The organism is Paenibacillus puerhi, from assembly GCF_009846885.1.
Classification (GTDB): Bacteria; Bacillota; Bacilli; order Paenibacillales; family NBRC-103111; genus Paenibacillus_G; species Paenibacillus_G puerhi.
This window is the reverse complement of sequence record NZ_WUWM01000002.1, coordinates 104,597-123,292: the sequence shown is the minus strand read 5'-3', so window position 1 is coordinate 123,292 and position 18,696 is coordinate 104,597. Positions and strand designations below refer to the sequence as shown.

At 57.0% G+C, this 18,696-nt stretch carries 18 protein-coding genes and 1 pseudogene; 15 read left to right on the top strand and 4 right to left on the bottom strand.

Annotated elements, in window-relative coordinates:
* The first annotated feature begins 86 nt into the window (after positions 1–86).
* From adhE to pflA, 3 genes are read left to right on the top strand one after another with little or no spacing between them, the layout of a single operon-like run.
* Positions 87–2,696: a bifunctional acetaldehyde-CoA/alcohol dehydrogenase gene (adhE, locus tag GSF01_RS02395; RefSeq protein WP_159881428.1), complete on the top strand. Its 2,610-nt coding sequence runs from the start codon at positions 87–89 to the stop codon at positions 2,694–2,696.
* A gap of 31 nt (positions 2,697–2,727) precedes the next feature.
* Complete coding sequence (gene pflB / locus GSF01_RS02390; RefSeq protein ID WP_159881427.1) at positions 2,728–5,007, top strand: formate C-acetyltransferase; 2,280 nt, start codon at positions 2,728–2,730, stop codon at positions 5,005–5,007.
* On the top strand, positions 5,004–5,759 hold the full coding sequence (pflA, locus tag GSF01_RS02385; RefSeq protein WP_159881426.1) for a pyruvate formate-lyase-activating protein: 756 nt from the start codon (positions 5,004–5,006) through the stop codon (positions 5,757–5,759). Before pflB ends, pflA begins: the two co-directional genes overlap by 4 nt.
* An 87-nt stretch (positions 5,760–5,846) precedes the next feature.
* Here pflA and GSF01_RS29495 read toward each other — a convergent pair whose 3' ends face one another.
* Positions 5,847–5,975, bottom strand: coding sequence for a DUF6254 family protein (locus GSF01_RS29495; RefSeq protein WP_235941230.1), 129 nt, complete (start codon positions 5,973–5,975; stop codon positions 5,847–5,849).
* Positions 5,976–6,146: 171 nt separating this feature from the next.
* Between GSF01_RS29495 and GSF01_RS02380 the strand changes: the two genes are divergently transcribed.
* On the top strand, positions 6,147–7,376 hold the full coding sequence (locus GSF01_RS02380; protein ID WP_159881425.1) for an MFS transporter: 1,230 nt from the start codon (positions 6,147–6,149) through the stop codon (positions 7,374–7,376).
* Here the strand turns inward: GSF01_RS02380 and GSF01_RS02375 are convergent.
* Complete coding sequence (locus tag GSF01_RS02375; protein ID WP_159881424.1) at positions 7,373–7,561, bottom strand: hypothetical protein; 189 nt, start codon at positions 7,559–7,561, stop codon at positions 7,373–7,375. The two genes, GSF01_RS02380 and GSF01_RS02375, sit on opposite strands and share 4 nt — an antisense overlap.
* A gap of 256 nt (positions 7,562–7,817) precedes the next feature.
* Here GSF01_RS02375 and GSF01_RS02370 point away from each other — a divergent pair, with 256 nt between their 5' ends.
* From GSF01_RS02370 to GSF01_RS02340, 7 genes and pseudogenes are all read left to right on the top strand, one after another.
* Positions 7,818–10,709, top strand: a complete 2,892-nt coding sequence (locus GSF01_RS02370; RefSeq protein ID WP_159881423.1) for a Na+/H+ antiporter subunit A — start codon at positions 7,818–7,820, stop codon at positions 10,707–10,709.
* Positions 10,709–11,047, top strand: coding sequence for a Na(+)/H(+) antiporter subunit C (locus GSF01_RS02365; protein WP_159881422.1), 339 nt, complete (start codon positions 10,709–10,711; stop codon positions 11,045–11,047). The genes GSF01_RS02370 and GSF01_RS02365 overlap by 1 nt, the downstream gene beginning before the upstream one ends.
* The gene (locus tag GSF01_RS02360; RefSeq protein ID WP_159881421.1) at positions 11,040–12,521 is read left to right on the top strand and encodes a Na+/H+ antiporter subunit D; all 1,482 of its coding nucleotides are present in this window, start codon (positions 11,040–11,042) and stop codon (positions 12,519–12,521) included. The genes GSF01_RS02365 and GSF01_RS02360 overlap by 8 nt, the downstream gene beginning before the upstream one ends.
* Before the next feature lie 41 nt (positions 12,522–12,562).
* Positions 12,563–12,877: pseudogene (locus tag GSF01_RS02355) on the top strand (Na+/H+ antiporter subunit E); the annotation flags it as partial.
* Entirely contained in the window at positions 12,874–13,143 is a 270-nt protein-coding gene (locus tag GSF01_RS02350; RefSeq protein ID WP_159881419.1) for a Na(+)/H(+) antiporter subunit F1, read from the top strand. The pseudogene GSF01_RS02355 and the gene GSF01_RS02350, both read left to right, overlap by 4 nt.
* A complete protein-coding gene (mnhG, locus tag GSF01_RS02345; protein WP_159881418.1) occupies positions 13,136–13,519 on the top strand; it encodes a monovalent cation/H(+) antiporter subunit G in 384 nt (127 codons plus the stop codon). Before GSF01_RS02350 ends, mnhG begins: the two co-directional genes overlap by 8 nt.
* A 12-nt stretch (positions 13,520–13,531) precedes the next feature.
* Entirely contained in the window at positions 13,532–13,819 is a 288-nt protein-coding gene (locus GSF01_RS02340) for a hypothetical protein (RefSeq protein ID WP_159881417.1), read from the top strand.
* A gap of 113 nt (positions 13,820–13,932) precedes the next feature.
* Here the strand turns inward: GSF01_RS02340 and GSF01_RS02335 are convergent, their stop codons facing one another.
* Positions 13,933–14,370, bottom strand: a complete 438-nt coding sequence (locus GSF01_RS02335) for a MarR family winged helix-turn-helix transcriptional regulator (RefSeq protein WP_159881416.1) — start codon at positions 14,368–14,370, stop codon at positions 13,933–13,935.
* Positions 14,371–14,561: 191 nt separating this feature from the next.
* Here GSF01_RS02335 and GSF01_RS02330 point away from each other — a divergent pair, with 191 nt between their 5' ends.
* The 3 genes from GSF01_RS02330 (at position 14,562) to GSF01_RS02320 (ending at position 17,237) form a co-directional block, all read left to right on the top strand.
* Positions 14,562–15,368 (top strand): DeoR/GlpR family DNA-binding transcription regulator, encoded by an 807-nt coding sequence (locus GSF01_RS02330; protein ID WP_159881415.1) that lies wholly within the window; start codon positions 14,562–14,564, stop codon positions 15,366–15,368.
* Positions 15,369–15,461: 93 nt separating this feature from the next.
* On the top strand, positions 15,462–16,433 hold the full coding sequence (locus GSF01_RS02325) for an ROK family protein (RefSeq protein WP_159881414.1): 972 nt from the start codon (positions 15,462–15,464) through the stop codon (positions 16,431–16,433).
* Positions 16,434–16,901: 468 nt separating this feature from the next.
* Positions 16,902–17,237: a hypothetical protein gene (locus GSF01_RS02320; protein WP_159881413.1), complete on the top strand. Its 336-nt coding sequence runs from the start codon at positions 16,902–16,904 to the stop codon at positions 17,235–17,237.
* Positions 17,238–17,476: 239 nt separating this feature from the next.
* On the opposite strand, the gene GSF01_RS02315 is transcribed toward GSF01_RS02320, so the two are convergent.
* Positions 17,477–17,788, bottom strand: coding sequence for a hypothetical protein (locus GSF01_RS02315; RefSeq protein WP_201305303.1), 312 nt, complete (start codon positions 17,786–17,788; stop codon positions 17,477–17,479).
* 238 nt (positions 17,789–18,026) lie between these two features.
* Here GSF01_RS02315 and GSF01_RS02310 point away from each other — a divergent pair, with 238 nt between their 5' ends.
* Positions 18,027–18,692, top strand: a complete 666-nt coding sequence (locus GSF01_RS02310) for a tetratricopeptide repeat protein (RefSeq protein WP_159881412.1) — start codon at positions 18,027–18,029, stop codon at positions 18,690–18,692.
* Positions 18,693–18,696 lie beyond the last annotated feature (4 nt).

Sequence of the window (18,696 nt, the reverse complement as noted above, 5' to 3'; positions counted from 1 at the left end):
CCAGGATAGCCTGCACAGATTGCCCGCAGCGTTACCGATTCGCATAGAGCTCCATATTAACCGTCCATATCAGGAGGAGATTAACCATGGCTGTGAGAGAGACGAAAGTACAAGTACAACAGGTGTCGGCACAAGATGAAGTCAACCGTTTGGTGTCCCAGGCGCTGCAGGCCCAGCAAGCGTATCTGCAGCTCGATCAGGAGCAAGTCGACCATATTGTCCAGCAGATGGCGCTGGCAGGTCTGGATCGTCACATGGAGCTGGCAAAGCTGGCTTACGAAGAAACCGGACGCGGCGTGTATGAAGACAAGATCACCAAAAACATCTTCGCCACCGAGTACATCTATCACAGCATCAAATCCGCGAAGACGGTCGGTACGATCGAAGAAAACCGGTATGAAAATTACCGGCTGGTCGCAGAGCCTGTCGGCGTGATCGCCGGGGTAACGCCCGTTACCAACCCAACGTCCACGACGATGTTCAAATCGCTGATCGCGGCCAAGACGCGCAATCCGATTATCTTCGCCTTCCATCCGTCGGCGCAGAAGTCCAGCGTAGCCGCTGCCCGGACGCTCCGCGATGCCGCTGTGCTGGCAGGAGCTCCGGCCGCCTGCATCCAGTGGATCGAGCATCCGTCTGTTGAAGCTACGCAGCTGTTGATGAACCATACCGATGTGGCGCTCGTCCTGGCGACAGGCGGCTCTTCGATGGTCAAGTCCGCCTACAGCACCGGCAAGCCGGCGCTTGGCGTAGGTCCCGGCAACGTGCCTTGCTTTATCGAGAAAACGGCCGATCTGAAGCAGGCTGTAACCGATCTGATCTTGTCCAAGACGTTCGACAACGGCATGATCTGCGCATCCGAGCAAGCCGTCATTCTGGAGGAGCCGATCTATGAGCAGGCCAAGAAGCTGATGACGGAATTCGGCTGCTATTTCCTGAACAAGGAAGAGACCGAAGCGGTTTCCAAGCTCGTGATCAATCCGGAGAAATGTGCGGTCAACGCGGTCATCGTCGGTCAGCCGGCAGCGGCCATCGCCAAGATGGCGGGGCTGAACGTGCCGGAGCAGACGAAGATTCTGGTCGCCGAGCTGCAGGGTGTCGGAGAAGCTTATCCGTTGTCCGCGGAGAAGCTGAGCCCGGTCCTGGCCTGCTACAAGGTCAAGAACGCCGAGCAGGGCATCAACCGCGCGGCCGAGGTCGTGGCCTTCGGCGGGATGGGTCACTCCTCCGTCGTTCATTCGAAGAACGACGAGGTCGTTCAGGCGTTCGCCGCCCGGCTGCAAACAGGCCGCGTCATCGTGAACTCGCCTTCCACACACGGCGCGATCGGCGATATTTATAACACCAACCTGCCTTCCCTGACGCTGGGCTGCGGCTCGTACGGCCATAACTCCACGACGGCTAACGTCACGGCGGTCAACCTGCTGAACATCAAGCGAGTAGCCGAAAGAACGGTGAATATGCAATGGTTCAAAATGCCGCCTAAGGTTTACTTCGAGAAGGGCGCGACGCAGTACCTGGAGAAAATGCCGGATATTACGCGCGTCATGATCGTAACCGACCCGATGATGGTCAAGCTCGGCTATGTCGAGCGGGTCGAGTATTACCTCCGCAAGCGCCGGCTGCCTGTTCACATCGAGGTGTTCAGCGACGTGGAGCCCGATCCTTCCGTCGATACGGTAGACCGCGGCACCGCACAGATGAGATCGTTCCAGCCGGATTGCATCATTGCGCTGGGCGGCGGCTCGCCGATGGATGCGGCGAAGGCGATGTGGCTGTTCTATGAATATCCGGACACGGATTTCCAATCGCTGAAGCAAAAGTTCCTGGATATCCGCAAGCGCGTCTACAAATATCCGCGACTCGGGCAGAAAGCCAAATTCGTCGCCATCCCGACGACATCGGGCACAGGCTCGGAGGTAACCAGCTTTGCTGTGATCACGGATAAAAATAAGGGTAATACCAAGTATCCGCTGGCCGACTACGAGCTGACTCCGGATGTGGCGATCATCGATCCGGAATACGTCTACACGCTGCCGAAGACAGCCGTTGCCGATACGGGTATGGACGTCTTGACGCATGCGATCGAAGCGTATGTATCGGTTATGGCGAACGACTACACCGACGGGCTGGCGATGAAGGCGATCCAGCTGGTGTTCCAGTATCTGGAGGCGTCGTATCACACCGGCGACCCGCTGGCGAGGGAGAAGATGCACAATGCTTCGACCATCGCAGGGATGGCTTTCGCCAACGCCTTCCTCGGCATCAACCACAGTCTGGCGCATAAATGGGGCGGGCAGTACCATACGGCGCACGGCCGCACCAACGCGATTCTGATGCCGCACGTCATTCGCTACAATGCACAGAAGCCGACGAAATTCGCATCTTTCCCGAAATATGACCACTTTATCGCGGATGTGCGGTATGCTGAAATAGCGAGAATGCTGGGGCTGCCAGCGCGCACGACGGAAGAAGGCGTCAACAGCCTGATCGACGCCATCCGCAAGCTGAACAAGGCGCTGGGCATTCCGGAAAGCTTCAAGGACCTTGGATTCGATGCGGCTGATTTCGAAGCGAAGGTCGACTATCTGGCGGACCGCGCCTTTGAAGATCAGTGCACGACGGCGAATCCGCGTCTGCCGCTCGTCAAGGAATTAGCCGATGTGTACCGCAATGCCTTCTACGGTAAATTTTAACTAACTTGAATTTGGCAGGAGGGAATATTCCATGGCAATCAACGTTACAGCCGTACCCGGAGGGGCTCAAGCCTCCGGGCCGGCGGAATGGCGCAGCTTCACAGCAGGCAAGTGGCAGTCGCGTATTGATGTGAAGGACTTTCTGGACCGCAACCTGACGCCTTACACCGGCGATGAAGCGTTCCTGGCCGGACCTACGGAGGCAACGGAGAAGCTGTGGCAGCATATCCGCGAGCTGATGCTCAAGGAAAGAGCGAATGGAGGGGTGCTGGACGTTGACGTCCGCACCGTCTCCACCATCGTCTCCCACGGCCCCGGATATATCGAGAAGGGACTGGAGCAGATCGTCGGGCTCCAGACCGACGAGCCGTTCAAACGGTCCGTTCAGCCCTTCGGCGGCATACGCATGGTGGTGGATGCTTGCGAGGCTTATGGCTTCAAGGTGCCCGAGGAGATCGTCAAGCTGTTTACCGACATCCGCAAAACGCATAATCAAGGCGTGTTCGATGCCTACACGACGGACATGAAGCTTGCCCGCAAGGCGGGGATTATTACGGGTCTCCCGGATGCTTACGGCCGCGGACGCATCATCGGCGATTACCGGAGGGTTGCGCTCTATGGCGTGAACCGGCTGATCGAGGACAAGAAGAATGAGCTGCTCCAGCTTGAAGTCGACTCCATGACCGAGGAGGTTATCCGCGACCGCGAGGAGCTGTCCGAGCAGATCCGCAGCCTGGCCGAGCTGAAGGCGATGGCGTTGACCTATGGCTATGACATCTCCCGCCCGGCAGGCAGCGCGAAGGAAGCGATCCAGTGGCTGTACTTCGCTTATCTGGCGGCGATCAAGGAGCAGAACGGAGCGGCGATGAGCCTGGGCCGCGTATCCAGCTTCCTCGATATTTATATCGAGCGCGATCTGCGCGACGGAGCGCTGACCGAAGAGCAAGCCCAAGAGCTGGTCGACCACTTCGTCATGAAGCTGCGTATCGTGAAGTTCCTGCGGACGCCGGATTACAACGAGCTGTTCAGCGGAGACCCGACTTGGGTGACGGAATCCATAGGCGGGATGGCGCTCAACGGAACGACGCGGGTTACGAAATCATCGTTCCGCTTCCTGCACACCCTGTATAACCTGGGGCCGGCTCCCGAGCCCAACCTGACGGTGCTCTGGTCGACCCAACTGCCGGACGGCTTCAAGAAATATTGCGCCAAGGTATCCATCGAGACGAGCTCGATCCAGTACGAGTCCGATGATCTGATGCGTCCGCAATACGGCGACGATTACGGGATTGCCTGCTGCGTATCCGCGATGCGGATCGGCAAGCAGATGCAGTTCTTCGGAGCGCGGGCCAACCTGGCGAAGGCGCTGCTCTACGCGATCAATGGCGGCATAGACGAGAAGCTTGGCGCCCAGGTCGGACCGCAGCTGGCTCCGATCGCAGGAGACACGCTGAGCTACGAGGAAGTATACGCCAAGTTCGATCAGGTGATGGATTGGCTGGCGAGGCTGTATATGAATACCTTGAACGTTATTCATTTCATGCATGATAAATACAGCTATGAGCGTATCGAAATGGCGCTGCACGACCGGGAGATTGTACGGACGATGGCTTGCGGGATCGCCGGCTTATCCGTCGTCGCCGATAGCTTGAGTGCGATTAAGCACGCTAAGGTACGGCCGATCCGTAATGAGAAGGGCATCGCCGTCGACTTCGAGATCGAGGGCGACTATCCGAAGTACGGCAACAATGACGATCGTGTCGACCAGATTGCGGTTCAGCTGGCCGAGACGTTCATGAACAAGCTACGCAAGCACCGGACCTACCGGAATGCGCTGCCGACGATGTCGGTGCTGACGATCACCTCGAACGTCGTGTACGGCAAGAAGACCGGTACGACCCCTGACGGCCGCAAGGCCGGGGAGCCGTTTGCGCCGGGCGCCAACCCGATGCATGGCCGCGATACGAAGGGCGCGCTTGCCTCGTTGAATTCCGTAGCGAAGATTCCTTATGAGCACTGCCTGGACGGGATCTCCAACACCTTCTCGATTATTCCGAAGGCGCTGGGCCGCGAAGAGGAAGTGCGGGCGCAGAATCTGGTGGCCTTGCTGGATGGCTATGCGGCTAGCGGCGGGCATCACCTGAACGTTAACGTCTTCAACCGCGAGCAGCTGCTCGACGCGATGGAGCATCCGGAGCAGTATCCGCAGCTGACCGTACGCGTATCCGGCTATGCCGTCAACTTTATCAAGCTGACCCGGGAGCAGCAGCTTGATGTCGTAAACCGGACATTCCACGGTTCGATCGGATGAAAGGACGGATTCATTCGCTCGATACCTTCGGCACGGTAGACGGTCCCGGTATCCGGTTTGTACTGTTCATGCAGGGCTGCGCTCTGCAGTGCGCATTCTGCCATAACCCGGATACCTGGGATACCGGAAGCGGCCGCGCGATGGACGTGGCCGCCGTACTGGAGGAGATCGAGTCGTTTCTCCCGTATTACCGGAGCTCCGGCGGCGGGCTTACCGTAACTGGCGGTGAGCCGACCCTTCAGGCTCCCTTTGTCGCCGAGCTGTTCCGGGAAGTCAAGCAGCGCTGGAATCTGCATACGGCTATCGATTCCTCGGGCTTCTGCGAGCCTGATCATGCGGGGAACCTGCTGGCGCATACCGACCTGGTGCTGCTTGATCTCAAGCATATCGACTCTGCCAAGCATGAGGCGCTGACCAGCCGGCCCAATGAGCGGATCCTGCGATTCGCGCGCCATCTGTCGGAGCTCGGAAAGCCGATGTGGATCCGGCATGTACTGATCCCCGGCATTACCGACGATGCCCGCGATCTGCTGGAGCTGGGGCGCTTCATCGGCACCTTGAACCATGTGGAAAAGGTCGAGGTGCTGCCGTATCACCGGATGGGCGTATACAAGTGGCAGCAGCTCGGGCGGGCCTATCCGCTGGAGCATGTGCCGACGCCGGACGCCCGGGAAGTCGAACGCGCCCGCCAGCTGATCGCTCAGGGACGGAGTGAGACGCAGGGGCAGCTTCAGCCCGCGCCCAGGGCTTAAGGCCATCTCTGCAGCACCATGCGTCCCCCTATTACCAGCATAAGCAAGGCAAGACCCCGCCGTGGGGACGGCGGGGTCTTGCTGCATTCACTCGCTCGGATGCTGGGCATCGTATTCGTCCGAATATTCGGCGATCGACTTGATCTTGCCGTGGGGATGCGGGGTTTGCTTGCGGATTTTCCATTCATTTTCCTGACGGCGTTTGGAATGGCTCATCGTAAACTCACGTCCCTTCTCGGATATAGAAGCAAAGGATGCCTTTATAGGATGTCTGAGTTCGCCTCGTCTTATTACCCTATTGCAATCCATCTGTCGATCCAGTAAAGTTTACTCCAGATCAGGCGTCAGTTCGACGCTTGAATACACAGATGGTACACGGAGGACGGCGTGAGAAATTTTTTATGGACAGGCTGCTTTTCATACTTTCTGATCGGTTTGGCACATGTCATTATCGGGGCGATGCTGCCTGAGCTGCTAGCGCATTACGGCAAGGATTACAGTGCGGGCGGGCAGCTCGTTTCCCTGCAATTTTTCGGATTTCTCGTCGGGGTGCTGGCGGGTCCCTGGCTCTCGGCCAAGCTTGGCAAAAAAGGAGCGCTCCTGCTCTGCTTGTTCTGTCTGACGGCGGCCGAGTCGGTGTTCTTCACGCTGCCTTCATGGTCTTTAGTGCTGATGACGGCTCCGCTGGCCGGGTTCGGATTCGGTATGGTCGAGACGATTATCGGCGGCGTAGTCATCGGATATATAGCGGATACGAAGCAAAAAACGGCGGCCATGGCCCGCCTGGAGGTCTTCTTCGGTATCGGAGCTCTGGTCATGCCGCTGATCGTATCGCTTATGATCACGACAGGCTGGTGGCGCGGCTCGTTTGCGATTCTCGCTCTGATCTCGGCGGTCATCCTGGCTCTATGGGCGCTGCTTCCTATGGGGGAGATGTCGGGTGTTTTGACCAAGCAATCGCCGCTTCCGGAGACGGGACAAGCTTCGGCGAATCATGCCCGGACGGGCTCCCGTCCCCGTAAAGGCCGGCCTGTCTTATGGATGACGTTATTTATAGCCGTATTCGCGCTATATGTCGGAGCTGAGATGAGCCTGGCAAACTTCCTGCCTTCGATCCTGCTGGAGAATGCAGGCATTAAGCCAGAGCTTGGCGCTTTGTCGGTCACCTGCTTCTGGGGAGCCATCGCGGTCGGGCGTCTGTTCGCCGCCCAGCTGGCTGGACGCTGGGGGCATGCTCGCTATCTGATCGTCAGCTGCGCCGGCGGGGCGGCTGCACTCGCTTTGTTCGCGTCGATCACAAGCGTGGCTGCAGGCTTCGTTATCATCGTGGCGCTAGGCTTATTGATGTCGGGCATGTTCGCGGTCGCCCTGGTCTTTGCCAATTCCTTCTTCCCCGGCAAGGAGGAGCGCGTAACGAGTGTACTGATCGCCTCCGGCGGAGCGGGCGGAGCCTTGATTCCTCTGCTGACCGGCTGGTGCATGGATCGGCTGTCCCTGGGGCTTACCTTATGGGTGCTGGTGTCCTTGTACGTGCTGCTGCTGGCGCTAGTGATAGCGGCCTCCCGCTTCCGAGCGCCTTCCGTCCGGCGCAGCTCTGCCGAGGCGGCCCGGTCCTAGGGCTTACTCGCCGCATCGCATTCGAGATGCAGCTCCCGGTACGTATACCGGTCGTTCCACAGATGCTCCATGTCGTAACGGGCCGAGTCGGCCAGCACGAAGTCGAGCAGCAGGATGCAGAAGGCCAGCGTAAGGGAAAAGAAGAGAGACAGCCACATGAAAAGCTCGATCCACAGGGCGTTCATCCGATCACGTTCCTTTCTGGCAAGGATACTAGGATCCTATGAACGCTTGGACGGAAAGATGACAGAAGAAGCGGTTTCATTCATTTTGACAAATCGCTGCGCTCGGGCTATACTTAATCAAGTCGAATACTAATGCGACCGTTTGACCAACTAATTAAATAACATGTTTTAATGGAGGAGCCTGCCAAACGCAGGCTCTTTTTGCGTTTTTTTGGAAAAACTGATGAAGGTACGTTCGTTTGGGAGGATGAGAAGCTTGTCTCTGTTGCATCTGGCTATTCTATTTCCTTTATTGTATGCGGCGTTAAGCCCGATTTTCCGCCGGCTGGGGAGGGGCGTCCACACAGGCTGGTTTATTCTTCCTGTGCCGGTCTTGCTATTCGGGTATTTCCTATCGGAGCTTCCGTTTATTCGGAACGGCGGTACGCGTATAGAAGCCGTTCCGTGGATTCCGTCGCTAGGCATCTCCTTCTCCGTCTATCTGGACGGACTCGGGCTGTTATTTGCTCTGCTTATTAGCGGGATCGGCTCGCTGGTCGTGCTGTACTCCATCTTTTATCTGGATAAAGCCAAAGAAGCGCTGCATGAATTCTACTTGTACCTGCTGCTCTTTATGGGGGCGATGCTCGGTGTGGTCCTCTCCGATAATACGATGGTATTATACGGCTTCTGGGAGCTGACCAGCATGTCATCTTTCCTCCTGATCGCGTTCTGGCATGGCCGGGAGAAGTCCAGATACGGTGCTTTGAAATCGATGCTGATAACGGTTTTCGGGGGACTTGCGATGCTCGGAGGCTTCGTCCTTCTGTATGTCATGACGGGAACCTTCAGCATCCGGGAAACCTTGGGACTCATAGCAGATCTATCCGGCCACGGCCTGTTTGTCCCGGCGATGCTGCTTATTCTGCTGGGGGCCTTTACCAAGTCCGCCCAGTTTCCGTTTCATATCTGGCTGCCGGATGCGATGGAAGCCCCTACGCCGGTAAGCGCGTATCTTCATTCGGCCACCATGGTCAAGGCGGGTCTCTTCCTGACAGCGCGGTTCAGTCCCGTCTTCTCAGGCCATGCCGTCTGGTTCTGGCTGGTGTCTGGAGTAGGGATTCTTACGCTTATCTACGGCTCTTACCGAGCGCTGAAGCAAACGGACCTGAAGGCCATACTGGCCTTCTCCACGATTAGTCAGCTTGGCTTGATCATGAGCTTGCTGGGGCTCGGCTCAGCGGCCGGTTTCTTCGGAGATCCCGGCGGAGCTCTGCCGTATACCAAAGCTACGATGGCCGCCATCTTCCATCTGATCAATCACGCGATCTTCAAAGGCGCCTTATTCATGGTGGCCGGTATCGTGGATCATGAAACGGGGACTCGCGATATTCGCAAGCTTGGCGGATTGATGGCGGTCATGCCGGTCACCTTCACGGTAGCCGTCATCGGAACCTTCTCAATGGCGGGCTTGCCGCCGTTCAACGGCTTTCTGAGCAAGGAAATGTTCTTCACGGCGGTATTGACGATCACGAGCCTGGATGTGCTGAGCCTGCAGTCGCTGGGACTGATATTCCCGGTTATAGCCTGGCTGGCCAGTATCCTCACATTCGGCTACAGCATGCTGCTGCTGCTGCGGACCTTCACAGGCCGGTCGAAGCTGGAGCAGCAGGAGGAGACAGCTCCGCATGAGGCGCCGCTCGGCATGCTGCTGTCTCCCGTGGTTCTGGCCTCCCTGGCCGTCGTGTTCGGCCTTTTCCCTAATCTGTTATCCTACTCGCTGATTGAGCCGGCGATGGCGGCTATTCATCCCGGGCTGCTGCTGCCGGGAGAACGGTTCGCCGTGTCGATATCCATGTGGCATGGCTGGACGACAGAGATCTTCATGACGATCGGCGTAGTCGCCGCAGGCTGCATCGTGGTCGTCCTTCACCGCCGGGTCAAGGCGCTGTATCAGCCGCTCCTTCAGCGGGCTACGCTGAACCATGCCTATGACGGCGGACTCAAGCTGCTGCATCAAGGCTCTAGCCGATTGACCGGCTTGTATATGACCGGATCTCTCCGGCACTATGTGATCTATATCTTTTTGTTTTTCATCGTCTCGCTCGGCTTGACTATGCTCAGCTCCGGCGCATTGAAGATAGATACATCGGGCTTCGCTCCCGTTTCCTTCTATGAGGCCGTCATCAACATCGTGCTGATCGCAGCCGTACTTGCCGTTCCATTCGCGGGCTCCCGTCTGACCGCTATTATTTTGACCGGGGCGGCGGGGTATATGGTTACCTTGTTTTTCGTTATTTTCCGGGCTCCCGATCTGGCCTTGACGCAGATGATCGTAGAGACTGTATCGGTAGCGCTGTTCCTGCTCTGCTTCTACCATCTGCCGAAGCTGAAAAAAGAAATCACCAGGCTCCCGTTCAAATTGACTAACGCCTTCATCGCGGTTGGCGTCGGTACGCTGATGACGCTGATCGCGCTAAGTGCGAGCGGCAGCCGGACGTTCGAATCCATCTCGGACTATTTCCTCCGTTCCAGCTATGAGCTGGCCGGCGGAAAAAATGTAGTCAACGTCATCCTCGTAGACTTCCGCGGCTTCGATACGATGCTGGAAATCGTGGTGCTGGGGATTGCTTCTTACGGCATCTATGCCCTGATCCGGCTGAAGCCCGCTGCCGGGGAGGAGAGGAAGCAGCAAAGCGCAAGCGCAAGGGGGGGAGAACTGCCGCCTAGCGCCGCGCAGCGGCCCAGAAGCAATGACGTGATCCTGCGGACGATCTCGCGGGTGGCGATCGTCATCATCGTCATGTTTTCCCTTTATCTATTCTTCGCTGGGCATAATCGTCCCGGAGGCGGCTTTATCGGGGCGCTGATGACGGCGGCCGCCTTGATCCTGCTGACGATAAGCCAGGGCGTACAAACGATCCGCCGGATTATCCCGCTCGACTTTCGGCGGATGACCGCGGTCGGGCTGCTGATCGCGATGACCACGGGCATCGGGTCCTTCCTGTTCCAGGCGCCGTTCCTCAGCCATGCCTTCGGCTACTTCAATCTGCCTTTGCTCGGACAGACTGAGCTGGCTACCGCCGTGCTGTTTGACCTGGGCGTGTATTTGACCGTTATCGGGATAACGATGACCATCATCTTTACAATTGGGAGTGATAAAGAGTAATGGAGCTCTACATGTCCTTATCCATCGGAGTCCTGTTTACGGTCGGGGTTTACCTGATCCTCTCGAAGAGCCTGCTTCGGATTATATTAGGAACATCTCTCCTCACGCACGGGGTTCATCTGCTGCTGCTGACGATGTCCCGATTGAAGACAGGAGCGGCTCCTTTGCTTGGGGAGCAGGCGGAGGCGTATGTCGACCCGCTGCCCCAAGCGCTTATTCTAACCTCCATCGTCATCAGCTTCGGCGTGACCTCCTTCTTCTTCGTGCTGGCCTATAAAGCCTATCAGAAGCTGGGGACCGATGATATGGAGCAGCTGAGGGGGCAGGAGGATGAATAATCTGCTCGTGCTTCCGCTGCTGCTTCCTCTGGGGACGGCCATCCTCTTGCTGTTCCTTAGGAACCGTATCGGATTCCAACGTGTCTTGAGCGTCCTCGGTATGCTGGGGACGGCGGCAGCCTCCTGTCTTATCGTGGCTCGGGTCCACTCCGAGGGTATACAGGTGCTGAGTATGGGAGGATGGATGCCGCCCTACGGGATTGTCTTCGTAGCCGATATGCTCGGCGCGCTGCTCGTGCTTGCGACATCGATCGTCGCGATAGCCTGCTTGTTCTATGCGTTCGGTACGATCGGTCACGAGCGGGAGCGGTATTATGTTTATCCTTTATTTCAGTTTCTGCTGGTCGGGATCAACGGATCTTTTCTCACGGGGGATCTGTTTAACTTGTTCGTCTGCTTCGAGGTCATGCTGATTTCGTCCTACGCGCTGATCGTTCTGGGAGGGAGCAGGAGGCAGCTCCGCGAAACGTTGAAGTATATGCTGATTAATATGTTATCCTCCACCCTGTTTGTCGCGGCCGTCGCTTATTTATACGGAGTCGTCGGGACGCTGAATATGGCGGATTTGTCGCAGCGGGTGGCGGAAGCCGGACAGACCGGAATACTTAACGTCATCGCACTTTTATTCCTTATCGTTTTCTCTCTAAAGTCCGGCTTGTTTCTGTTTTTCTGGCTGCCGGGCTCGTACAGTGCGCCTCCGGCAGCCGTAACGGCTCTGTTCGCTGCTCTGCTCACCAAGGTTGGCCTGTATGCGCTGATTCGTACGTTTACCTTGATGTTTTACTCCGACCCGGCAGCCACGCATAGCTGGATAGAGGGAATGGCGGCGGTCACCATGATCCTGGGGGCGCTCGGGGCTGTCGGCTACCGGGATATCCGTCTTATTCTGAACTACAACGTCGTCATCAGCGTGGGCTTGATCGCCTTCGGGCTCGCTGTGTCCGTCAAGGATTCCCTGGACGGCGCGGTATTTTATCTGCTCCATGACATGCTGGCCAAAGCGCTGCTGTTCGTGCTGGGAGGCATGCTCGTTCAAGCCACGGGCACTTATAATCTGCAGGAGATGGGCGGACTCAAAGAGCGCCACCCGCTGATGGGCTGGCTTTTCCTGATAACGGCTCTGGCGATTGCGGGCATTCCCCCATTCAGCGGGTTCGCGGGCAAGCTGCTCCTGATCCGGGGCGGCCTTCAGGAGGGTTATTACGGGCTGACGGCCATAGCCCTTGCCTCCAGTCTGATCGTGCTTTATTCCTTGGTCCGGGTGTTTATGCACGCTTTTTGGGGAGAGGCGAAGGCACCGTCCCGTCCGCTGCCTCCGCTTGGCCCCAGACTGATCCTGCCTGCTGCCGGTCTTGCCTTGCTTATCATCGGGATGGGGCTGGGCTCGGAATACGTATACCGCTTGGCAGCGGAGGCCGGCCGTACGCTGGCGGACCCCGCAGTCTATATCCATGCCGTATTGGGGGGGAGATGAAGATGGCACAGCTAATCGGATTGGTTCTCATAAAAGCAGCGGCGGTTATCAAGCTGTTCTTGCTGTTCAATAAGGAGCTGTTTGTCTCGGGATTCGATGTGATCCGGCAAATATTGCGTCCCAAGCTGACGATCCGACCGGGGATTTTCGCTTATCGCACCGAGCTGAGGTCCGACTGGGAGGTTACCCTCCTCTCGTGCCTGATCTGTCTGACGCCGGGAACGCTCACTCTGGACGTCTCTCCGAACGGGCAAATCCTGTATATCCATGCCCTCGATATCGATGACGCGGACCAGTTGTCGGGCCACATCAGAGGCTCGTTCGAGAAGGCCATCCTGGAGGTGACACGCGCATGATTACTTATTTTCTCCTTGTCTCGCTGGCTGTCCTGGCTCTGGCGATTCTGGGCTGCATGTACAGATTGCTCATCGGCCCCTCTACGCCGGACCGGATAGTGGCCTTGGATACGATCGGCGTCATGCTGCTGGCGATGATTACGCTGCTTGGCGTCTTGCTAAAGACGACTGCGTATTTTGACATTGTGCTGGTCATCGGCATCATCACCTTTATCGGGACCACGGCATTCGCTCGTTATATAGAGAGAGGTGAAGTGATTGAATAGAGAGCTGCTCGCCTTATCCGGTGAAATCATCATAGGGATCGTCATTGCAGCCGGTGCGATAGTGAGCGCATTGAGCGCCTGGGGGCTTATCCGCCTTCCCGATGTGTACACCCGGTCGCATGCCGCCGCCAAAAGCGCCACGCTCGGCGTGCTGCTTGTGCTCGCGGGCGCCTTTGTCTACTTGCTGCTTTACCTGAATCATGTCAGCGTGAAGGTGCTGCTCGGTATCGTCTTCGTGTTCTTAACGTCGCCTGTAGCCGGACATCTTACCGGCCGGGCGGCTCACCGCTCAGGGGTTCCCTTGTGGAAAAGAAGCGTAATGGACGACCTCGGGCAAGAAGGAAAGCAGGAGGGGACAAGCGGAGACTACAAGTAGGAGGGATCGAAGATGCCGCATATCCTGGCGGAGCATCCATATTACAAAATAGTTAGAACGGTAACGGCAACGGAGCAATCCTACATTCCGGAAGAGAGGGTGATGTGTTTGTTTGTCAGCAAAATCACCACTCGACACCGCGAGTTTCCCCTTCATGAGGTGTATGACATATCCTATCGGAGGATGGGCGCGGAAGAGGGGATTCTGTATCTGCATACCCGCCAAGGGGTTTACCCGTTCAACGTCAAGTCGGACCCGGCTTCCTTCATTGAGGCCTTCAAGCGTCTGGCGGCAGAGTGAGGGAGCGGTTCGGCAGGCGGCTTATTAAGCGCAAAAAAACCAACAATCGCAGTATGGCTGCGATTGTTGGGTCTGGGCATACAGGAAGACCGATGCCTCCGCTTGTTCATCGGCTAGGAGTGCATCGGCTCGGAGTCTTTCAGTATTTGGTTGAAGATCCGTATCAGATGGTCGCTATCCTCCTTGGATAAGCTACCGAAAAATCCATCGATAATTTTCTCTCTATGCGTTCGGAACTCAGTGAGAACCTCTCGCCCCTTATCGGTAATTTCGAGATACACGACCCGGCGGTCTTCCTCAGAACGCGAACGCTCGGCGAAGTGTCCGGCTATTAGCTTGTCCGACAGCGAAGTGACCGCACCGGCTGTGATCCAAAGCGCTTCGGCGAGCTGGGAAACCTTCAGCGGTCCGTCGTTTTGCAGTTTTTCCAAGATGGAGGCTTGCGAGGAGGAGACTCCCTGAACCTCGAAGCGCGTCCAGCTTGCTCGGATGCGGCGGAATAGCTGGCGGAATGTTTCTTCAAGCTCGTATAATTCTTGACGGTTTGGCATGGCAACCCCCTAAAGAGCATCATTGACGGTAGTAGCGGCGGTCTGAAGCTCCGCTTCCTATATAATACGCAGTCCCTGCGATTTGGTTTCAAATGAAGGATCGTAAGTAAGATATGATTGATATCGTCAAAAAAATGATTTAAAATTTAATAAAAGCGATCGAGCGCACTACACTCGAAGGAGGATATGTCATGGTCGATCGGGCTCCCAGCAAGGGAGAAAGACGCCGCGAGCAAATCATGAACCTGCTGAAGCGGCAAGGACGCATTACGATACAAGAGATGATCGACAAGTTCGACTGCTCGGAAGCGACGGCCCGGCGCGATCTTGACGTGCTGGAGCGTCAGGGCGGCATTATCCGCAGCTTGGGCGGCGCCCAGCTGGAGAGTCCTGCTGCAGCTTCCGGCAGGGAGATTTCGTTCTTCGAGAAAAAACAGCTTCTCTGGCTGGAGAAAGAAGCGATCGCAGCCAAGGCCGCAGCTCTCGTCGAAGAAGGGGATGTCGTCGGCTTGACAGGCGGTACGACGACGTTTCTGATCGCACGCGAGCTGAAGCTTCGCAAGGGAATCACCATCGTGACCAACGCGGTCAACATCGCCATGGAGCTGTCGGAAAGCGATGGCGTGCAGGTGGTGCTGACCGGAGGGGTGATGCGCCGCAACAGCTTCGAGCTGTGCGGGCCGCTCGCCGAGCGGATCATCGAGAGCGTCAATATCGGCATCATGTTCATGGGGATTGACGGCATTACGGAGGAGCAGGGGCTCACCACGTTCTCCGAGCAGGAGGCCGATATCGCCAGACTGATGCTGAAGCGGGCGCTCCGCTCGTATGCCGTTTTCGACCATACGAAGATCGGCCGCACGTCGTTGTTCAGCATGGCGCCGCTATCGACGCTAACAGGCTGTATCACGAACGAGCTTACCGATGCATCGCTGCGCGCCTATCTGGAGGCCAGCGGCATAGCGCTCCACTTGGCCGATACGGAGCCGGGGGAGTAGGGGGTTAGCTGCCGCCGATCAAAGCAGTTCAAGCGGGCTTGATTGGAAGAGCGGAGGACGAAGTTCAAGCTGAAACAGAAAAGAGGAGAACCGGTGAAACATTATGCAGGCGTCGATATCGGCGGGACGAATATGGTCATTGGCATCGTGAACGAAGCAGGCGAGACTCAGAAAATGGTGAAGATTGCAACCGAGGTGAAGCGCGGCGGTGAGGATGTAGTCAGGAGGCTGGCCGAAGCGATCGGGCAGGTGCAGAAGGAAGCTCAGGTTACGATCCAAGGCGTCGGGATCGGTGTTCCCGGCTTTGTGGATCATGTGAAGGGAACGAGCGTATTCGCAGCGAATCTGGGCTGGAAGGACTTTCCGCTGGCTGACCTGCTGAGCGCACAGATCGGCGGGGTTCCCGTTTTTGTCAATAATGATGTGCGGATGTACGTTTATGGGGAAGCGACGGGGGGAGCCGGGCGCGGCTTCCGGCACGTGCTGGGAATCACCGTGGGAACCGGCATGGCAGCGGCTATGTATAACGACGGCAGACTGTACTACGGGAGCGGCGGTCGCGCAGGGGAGCTCGGCCATGTCACCCTCGAAGGCATCGATTACGTCTGCAATTGCGGGCTGACCGGATGCCTGGAGACCGTCGCTTCCGCGACAGGGATCGCGAGACAGGCTCGCGAAGCGGTTGCGCGCGGCGAGTCGACCGTCCTTGCCCGGCAATTCCCGGGAGAGAAGGTTGCGGATATTACGTCAGCGGATGTATCGAAGGCTTATGATGCCGGAGATCCCGCGGCTATCGCCGTGCTGCAGCGGACGGGCACGCTGCTCGGGCGCGGATTGGCTGCGGCGATCACGCTGTTCAGCCCCGATCTGATCGTAGTCGGGGGAGGAGCGGCGCAGGCCGGAGAGAGGCTGCTGAAGCCGATGCGCGAGGAAATTGAGCGCGCGGCCTTGTCCTTCTACTGGCGCGACCTGCAGATCAAGCCGGCGGAGCTGCTGGAGGATGCGGGCGTGGTAGGTAGCGCCTTATATGCCAGAGGGCGGCTGGAAGCGGGAGAGGTGCTGTAGGGGGCCGACAAGGCCACTGTAGTCCTGCAATAAAAAATGGAACCTTCGCTCGTATACGACGAGAGGTTCCATTTCTTTTTATGCTTGTTATCCAGTCTGTTCTTGGTTTCCTTGTAGGTCGGGATTACGCGTTCGACCGGTCGGCAGCCGTGCCAATCCTTGCGGCTGATGACGGGATCGAGTTTTCCTTCGCGCACCAGCTTGCTGCGCTGCTTCTGGGCTTTGCTTCGTGCCATGTAGGGCACCTCCTCGGGTTAAGTACAGTCTGCTTCTGATTATACAAGGTCGAACGGGATTTCGCCAAGGAGAGAGGGGCGGAAGGAAGATCCCACATCAGATCATCCAAGTCGGCTGCAGCATTTGACAACTTTAAGACAGATTGGCCAAACGGTTGTCCAAGGGCCTTCATTCATGATACTCTGGTGAAGGATTACATGTGATGAGCGGGTAGGAGCGTGAGGGAACGCCTTGACATACGATACGATATTCTGGTTGCTTCTGGGAGTCGGCTTCGTGATGACCGGGATTGTAGGCATTTGGCCGATGTGGAAAACGGAGAAGCTGGGCATGTCCTTTCTGGCCGGCTCGGTCGTGAATACGCTCATAGCTGGGGGAAGCATCTGGTGGTGGGCTTCCGTCTTTAACGGGGAAGGGCAGGAATTCTCTAAAATGTTCGGCATCTTCGGGTACGGTGTGTCCTACGTGAACAATGAGGTGCTGCTGTTTTTCGCCCTGCTCGGGATGAAGCGCAAGATTGGGGGGGACGGTCCTCCTGTTTACGAGCCGCATCCGGACGATGATTAAGCCGGCGGGGACCGTGACCTTTGTCCCGACTTTGTCATAGAACTGTAATATGAGGTTCATCGTTCTTTAATGTTGACCGCTTATAATAAGCAGTGACCCCCTTTTAATAATAGATATTCCTTGATGTCTGTGATCGTTCGCAAACGATCGCAGATTTTTTTTATCCTGAACCGAAAAACCTAGCGCCCATGTCGCTAGGTTTTACAAGCAAGCGGCGCTTCGCGCCGCGCGGACCTTTACTAGTTGCTGCCGGGCTTCCGCTTGCCCTTCTTGGAGCTGCCTGCCGACGCCTGCAGCTGACGCTGGTACGCCTCATATTTACGTTCATTGCCGTCCCATTGAAAATTGGCAGCGAAGAAGCCGACGATGCCGAAGACGAGCAGCCGTACGGTTAACCAGGACGATAGAACCGTCTGCTGCGAGAACCATTCGATGGCGGTGAAGACGGCTGCCAACGTGACCCCCCACAGGAGTACGCCCCGGATCATGATGAATTTGGCTTTACCCATTTGTCTTGTTTTACTCCAGGCAGCTGCCTTGGCTTCATTCATATCGCATTCGTTCCCCCTGCTTTTTTGGCTAATACCATCCATTCGCTGCAAAGACGTCAATTCCTGCTTGCCTGCGTAAAAACGACGCTTGATCCGCCTCCGGCATATCCTTCCTGTCCATAGACTGGGAGCATATGGTATAATCGGCAATAGATTGCCCGAAAGCTCCCCTGATTGGGACCGCAGATGGAGCTCAGGCATATATTCATAGGGTCGTTGGAAAGGAAGGCGTACTGCATTGAGTAAAGTTTTTATATTTATCCTGCTTACCTGGCTGCTTGGCAATCCTTTCGTGGCATTGATTGTCCTGCTCCTGATCGTTTACATGCTGGACCGCCGGTTCATCGGGCTGACGCCCAGCTTCCTGAAGCCGCTCCAGAGAGGGCGAAGGCTGAGACGGCTGAGGGACGAATTAAGACTTAGCCCGCATCACACGTCTACCAAGCATGAGGTCGCTCGCATTTATATGGATCAGAAGAAGTATGAGGCTGCCTACGAGCTGCTGACCGAGGTACACCGCGTGATGGATGACTCGGCGGATGTCTTGAGCGAGCTGGGCATCTGTCAGCTGGGACGCGGACATCTGGAGGAAGGAGAAAGCCTGATCCTCCGGGCGCTGGAGATCAATCCGCGGGTCAAGTACGGCGATCCCTACCTTAAGCTCGGCGAAGCGTACGCCGCGACCGATCCGGAGCGGGCGATCCGCTACCTGGAGAGCTTCCGGGAAGTCAACTCCTCCTCCTGCGAGGCCTATTACCGGCAAGGCCAGCTGTATCAGCAGCTAGGACGCGCTGAAGAAGCCCGACGCTCGTTCCGCGAGACGGTAGAGCTGTATCGGGGACTTCCCAAGTACAAGCGCCGCCATGAGCGTCGCTGGGCGCTTATGGCCAGGTTCAAATCTTAACCGG

Excerpts from the sequence above, each read along its gene's own strand:
- GSF01_RS29495 (WP_235941230.1), bottom strand. The coding sequence starts at position 5,975 with ATGAGCCATTCCAAACGCCGTCAGGAAAATGAATGGAAAATCCGCAAG.
- GSF01_RS02340 (WP_159881417.1), top strand. The coding sequence starts at position 13,532 with ATGCCGCATATCCTGGCGGAGCATCCATATTACAAAATAGTTAGAACG.
- GSF01_RS02330 (WP_159881415.1), top strand. The coding sequence starts at position 14,562 with ATGGTCGATCGGGCTCCCAGCAAGGGAGAAAGACGCCGCGAGCAAATC.
- GSF01_RS02375 (WP_159881424.1), bottom strand. The coding sequence starts at position 7,561 with ATGAACGCCCTGTGGATCGAGCTTTTCATGTGGCTGTCTCTCTTCTTT.
- GSF01_RS02315 (WP_201305303.1), bottom strand. The coding sequence starts at position 17,788 with ATGAATGAAGCCAAGGCAGCTGCCTGGAGTAAAACAAGACAAATGGGT.
- pflA (WP_159881426.1), top strand. The coding sequence starts at position 5,004 with ATGAAAGGACGGATTCATTCGCTCGATACCTTCGGCACGGTAGACGGT.
- GSF01_RS02360 (WP_159881421.1), top strand. The coding sequence starts at position 11,040 with ATGAATAATCTGCTCGTGCTTCCGCTGCTGCTTCCTCTGGGGACGGCC.
- pflB (WP_159881427.1), top strand. The coding sequence starts at position 2,728 with ATGGCAATCAACGTTACAGCCGTACCCGGAGGGGCTCAAGCCTCCGGG.
- adhE (WP_159881428.1), top strand. The coding sequence starts at position 87 with ATGGCTGTGAGAGAGACGAAAGTACAAGTACAACAGGTGTCGGCACAA.
- GSF01_RS02365 (WP_159881422.1), top strand. The coding sequence starts at position 10,709 with ATGGAGCTCTACATGTCCTTATCCATCGGAGTCCTGTTTACGGTCGGG.
- GSF01_RS02350 (WP_159881419.1), top strand. The coding sequence starts at position 12,874 with ATGATTACTTATTTTCTCCTTGTCTCGCTGGCTGTCCTGGCTCTGGCG.
- GSF01_RS02335 (WP_159881416.1), bottom strand. The coding sequence starts at position 14,370 with ATGCCAAACCGTCAAGAATTATACGAGCTTGAAGAAACATTCCGCCAG.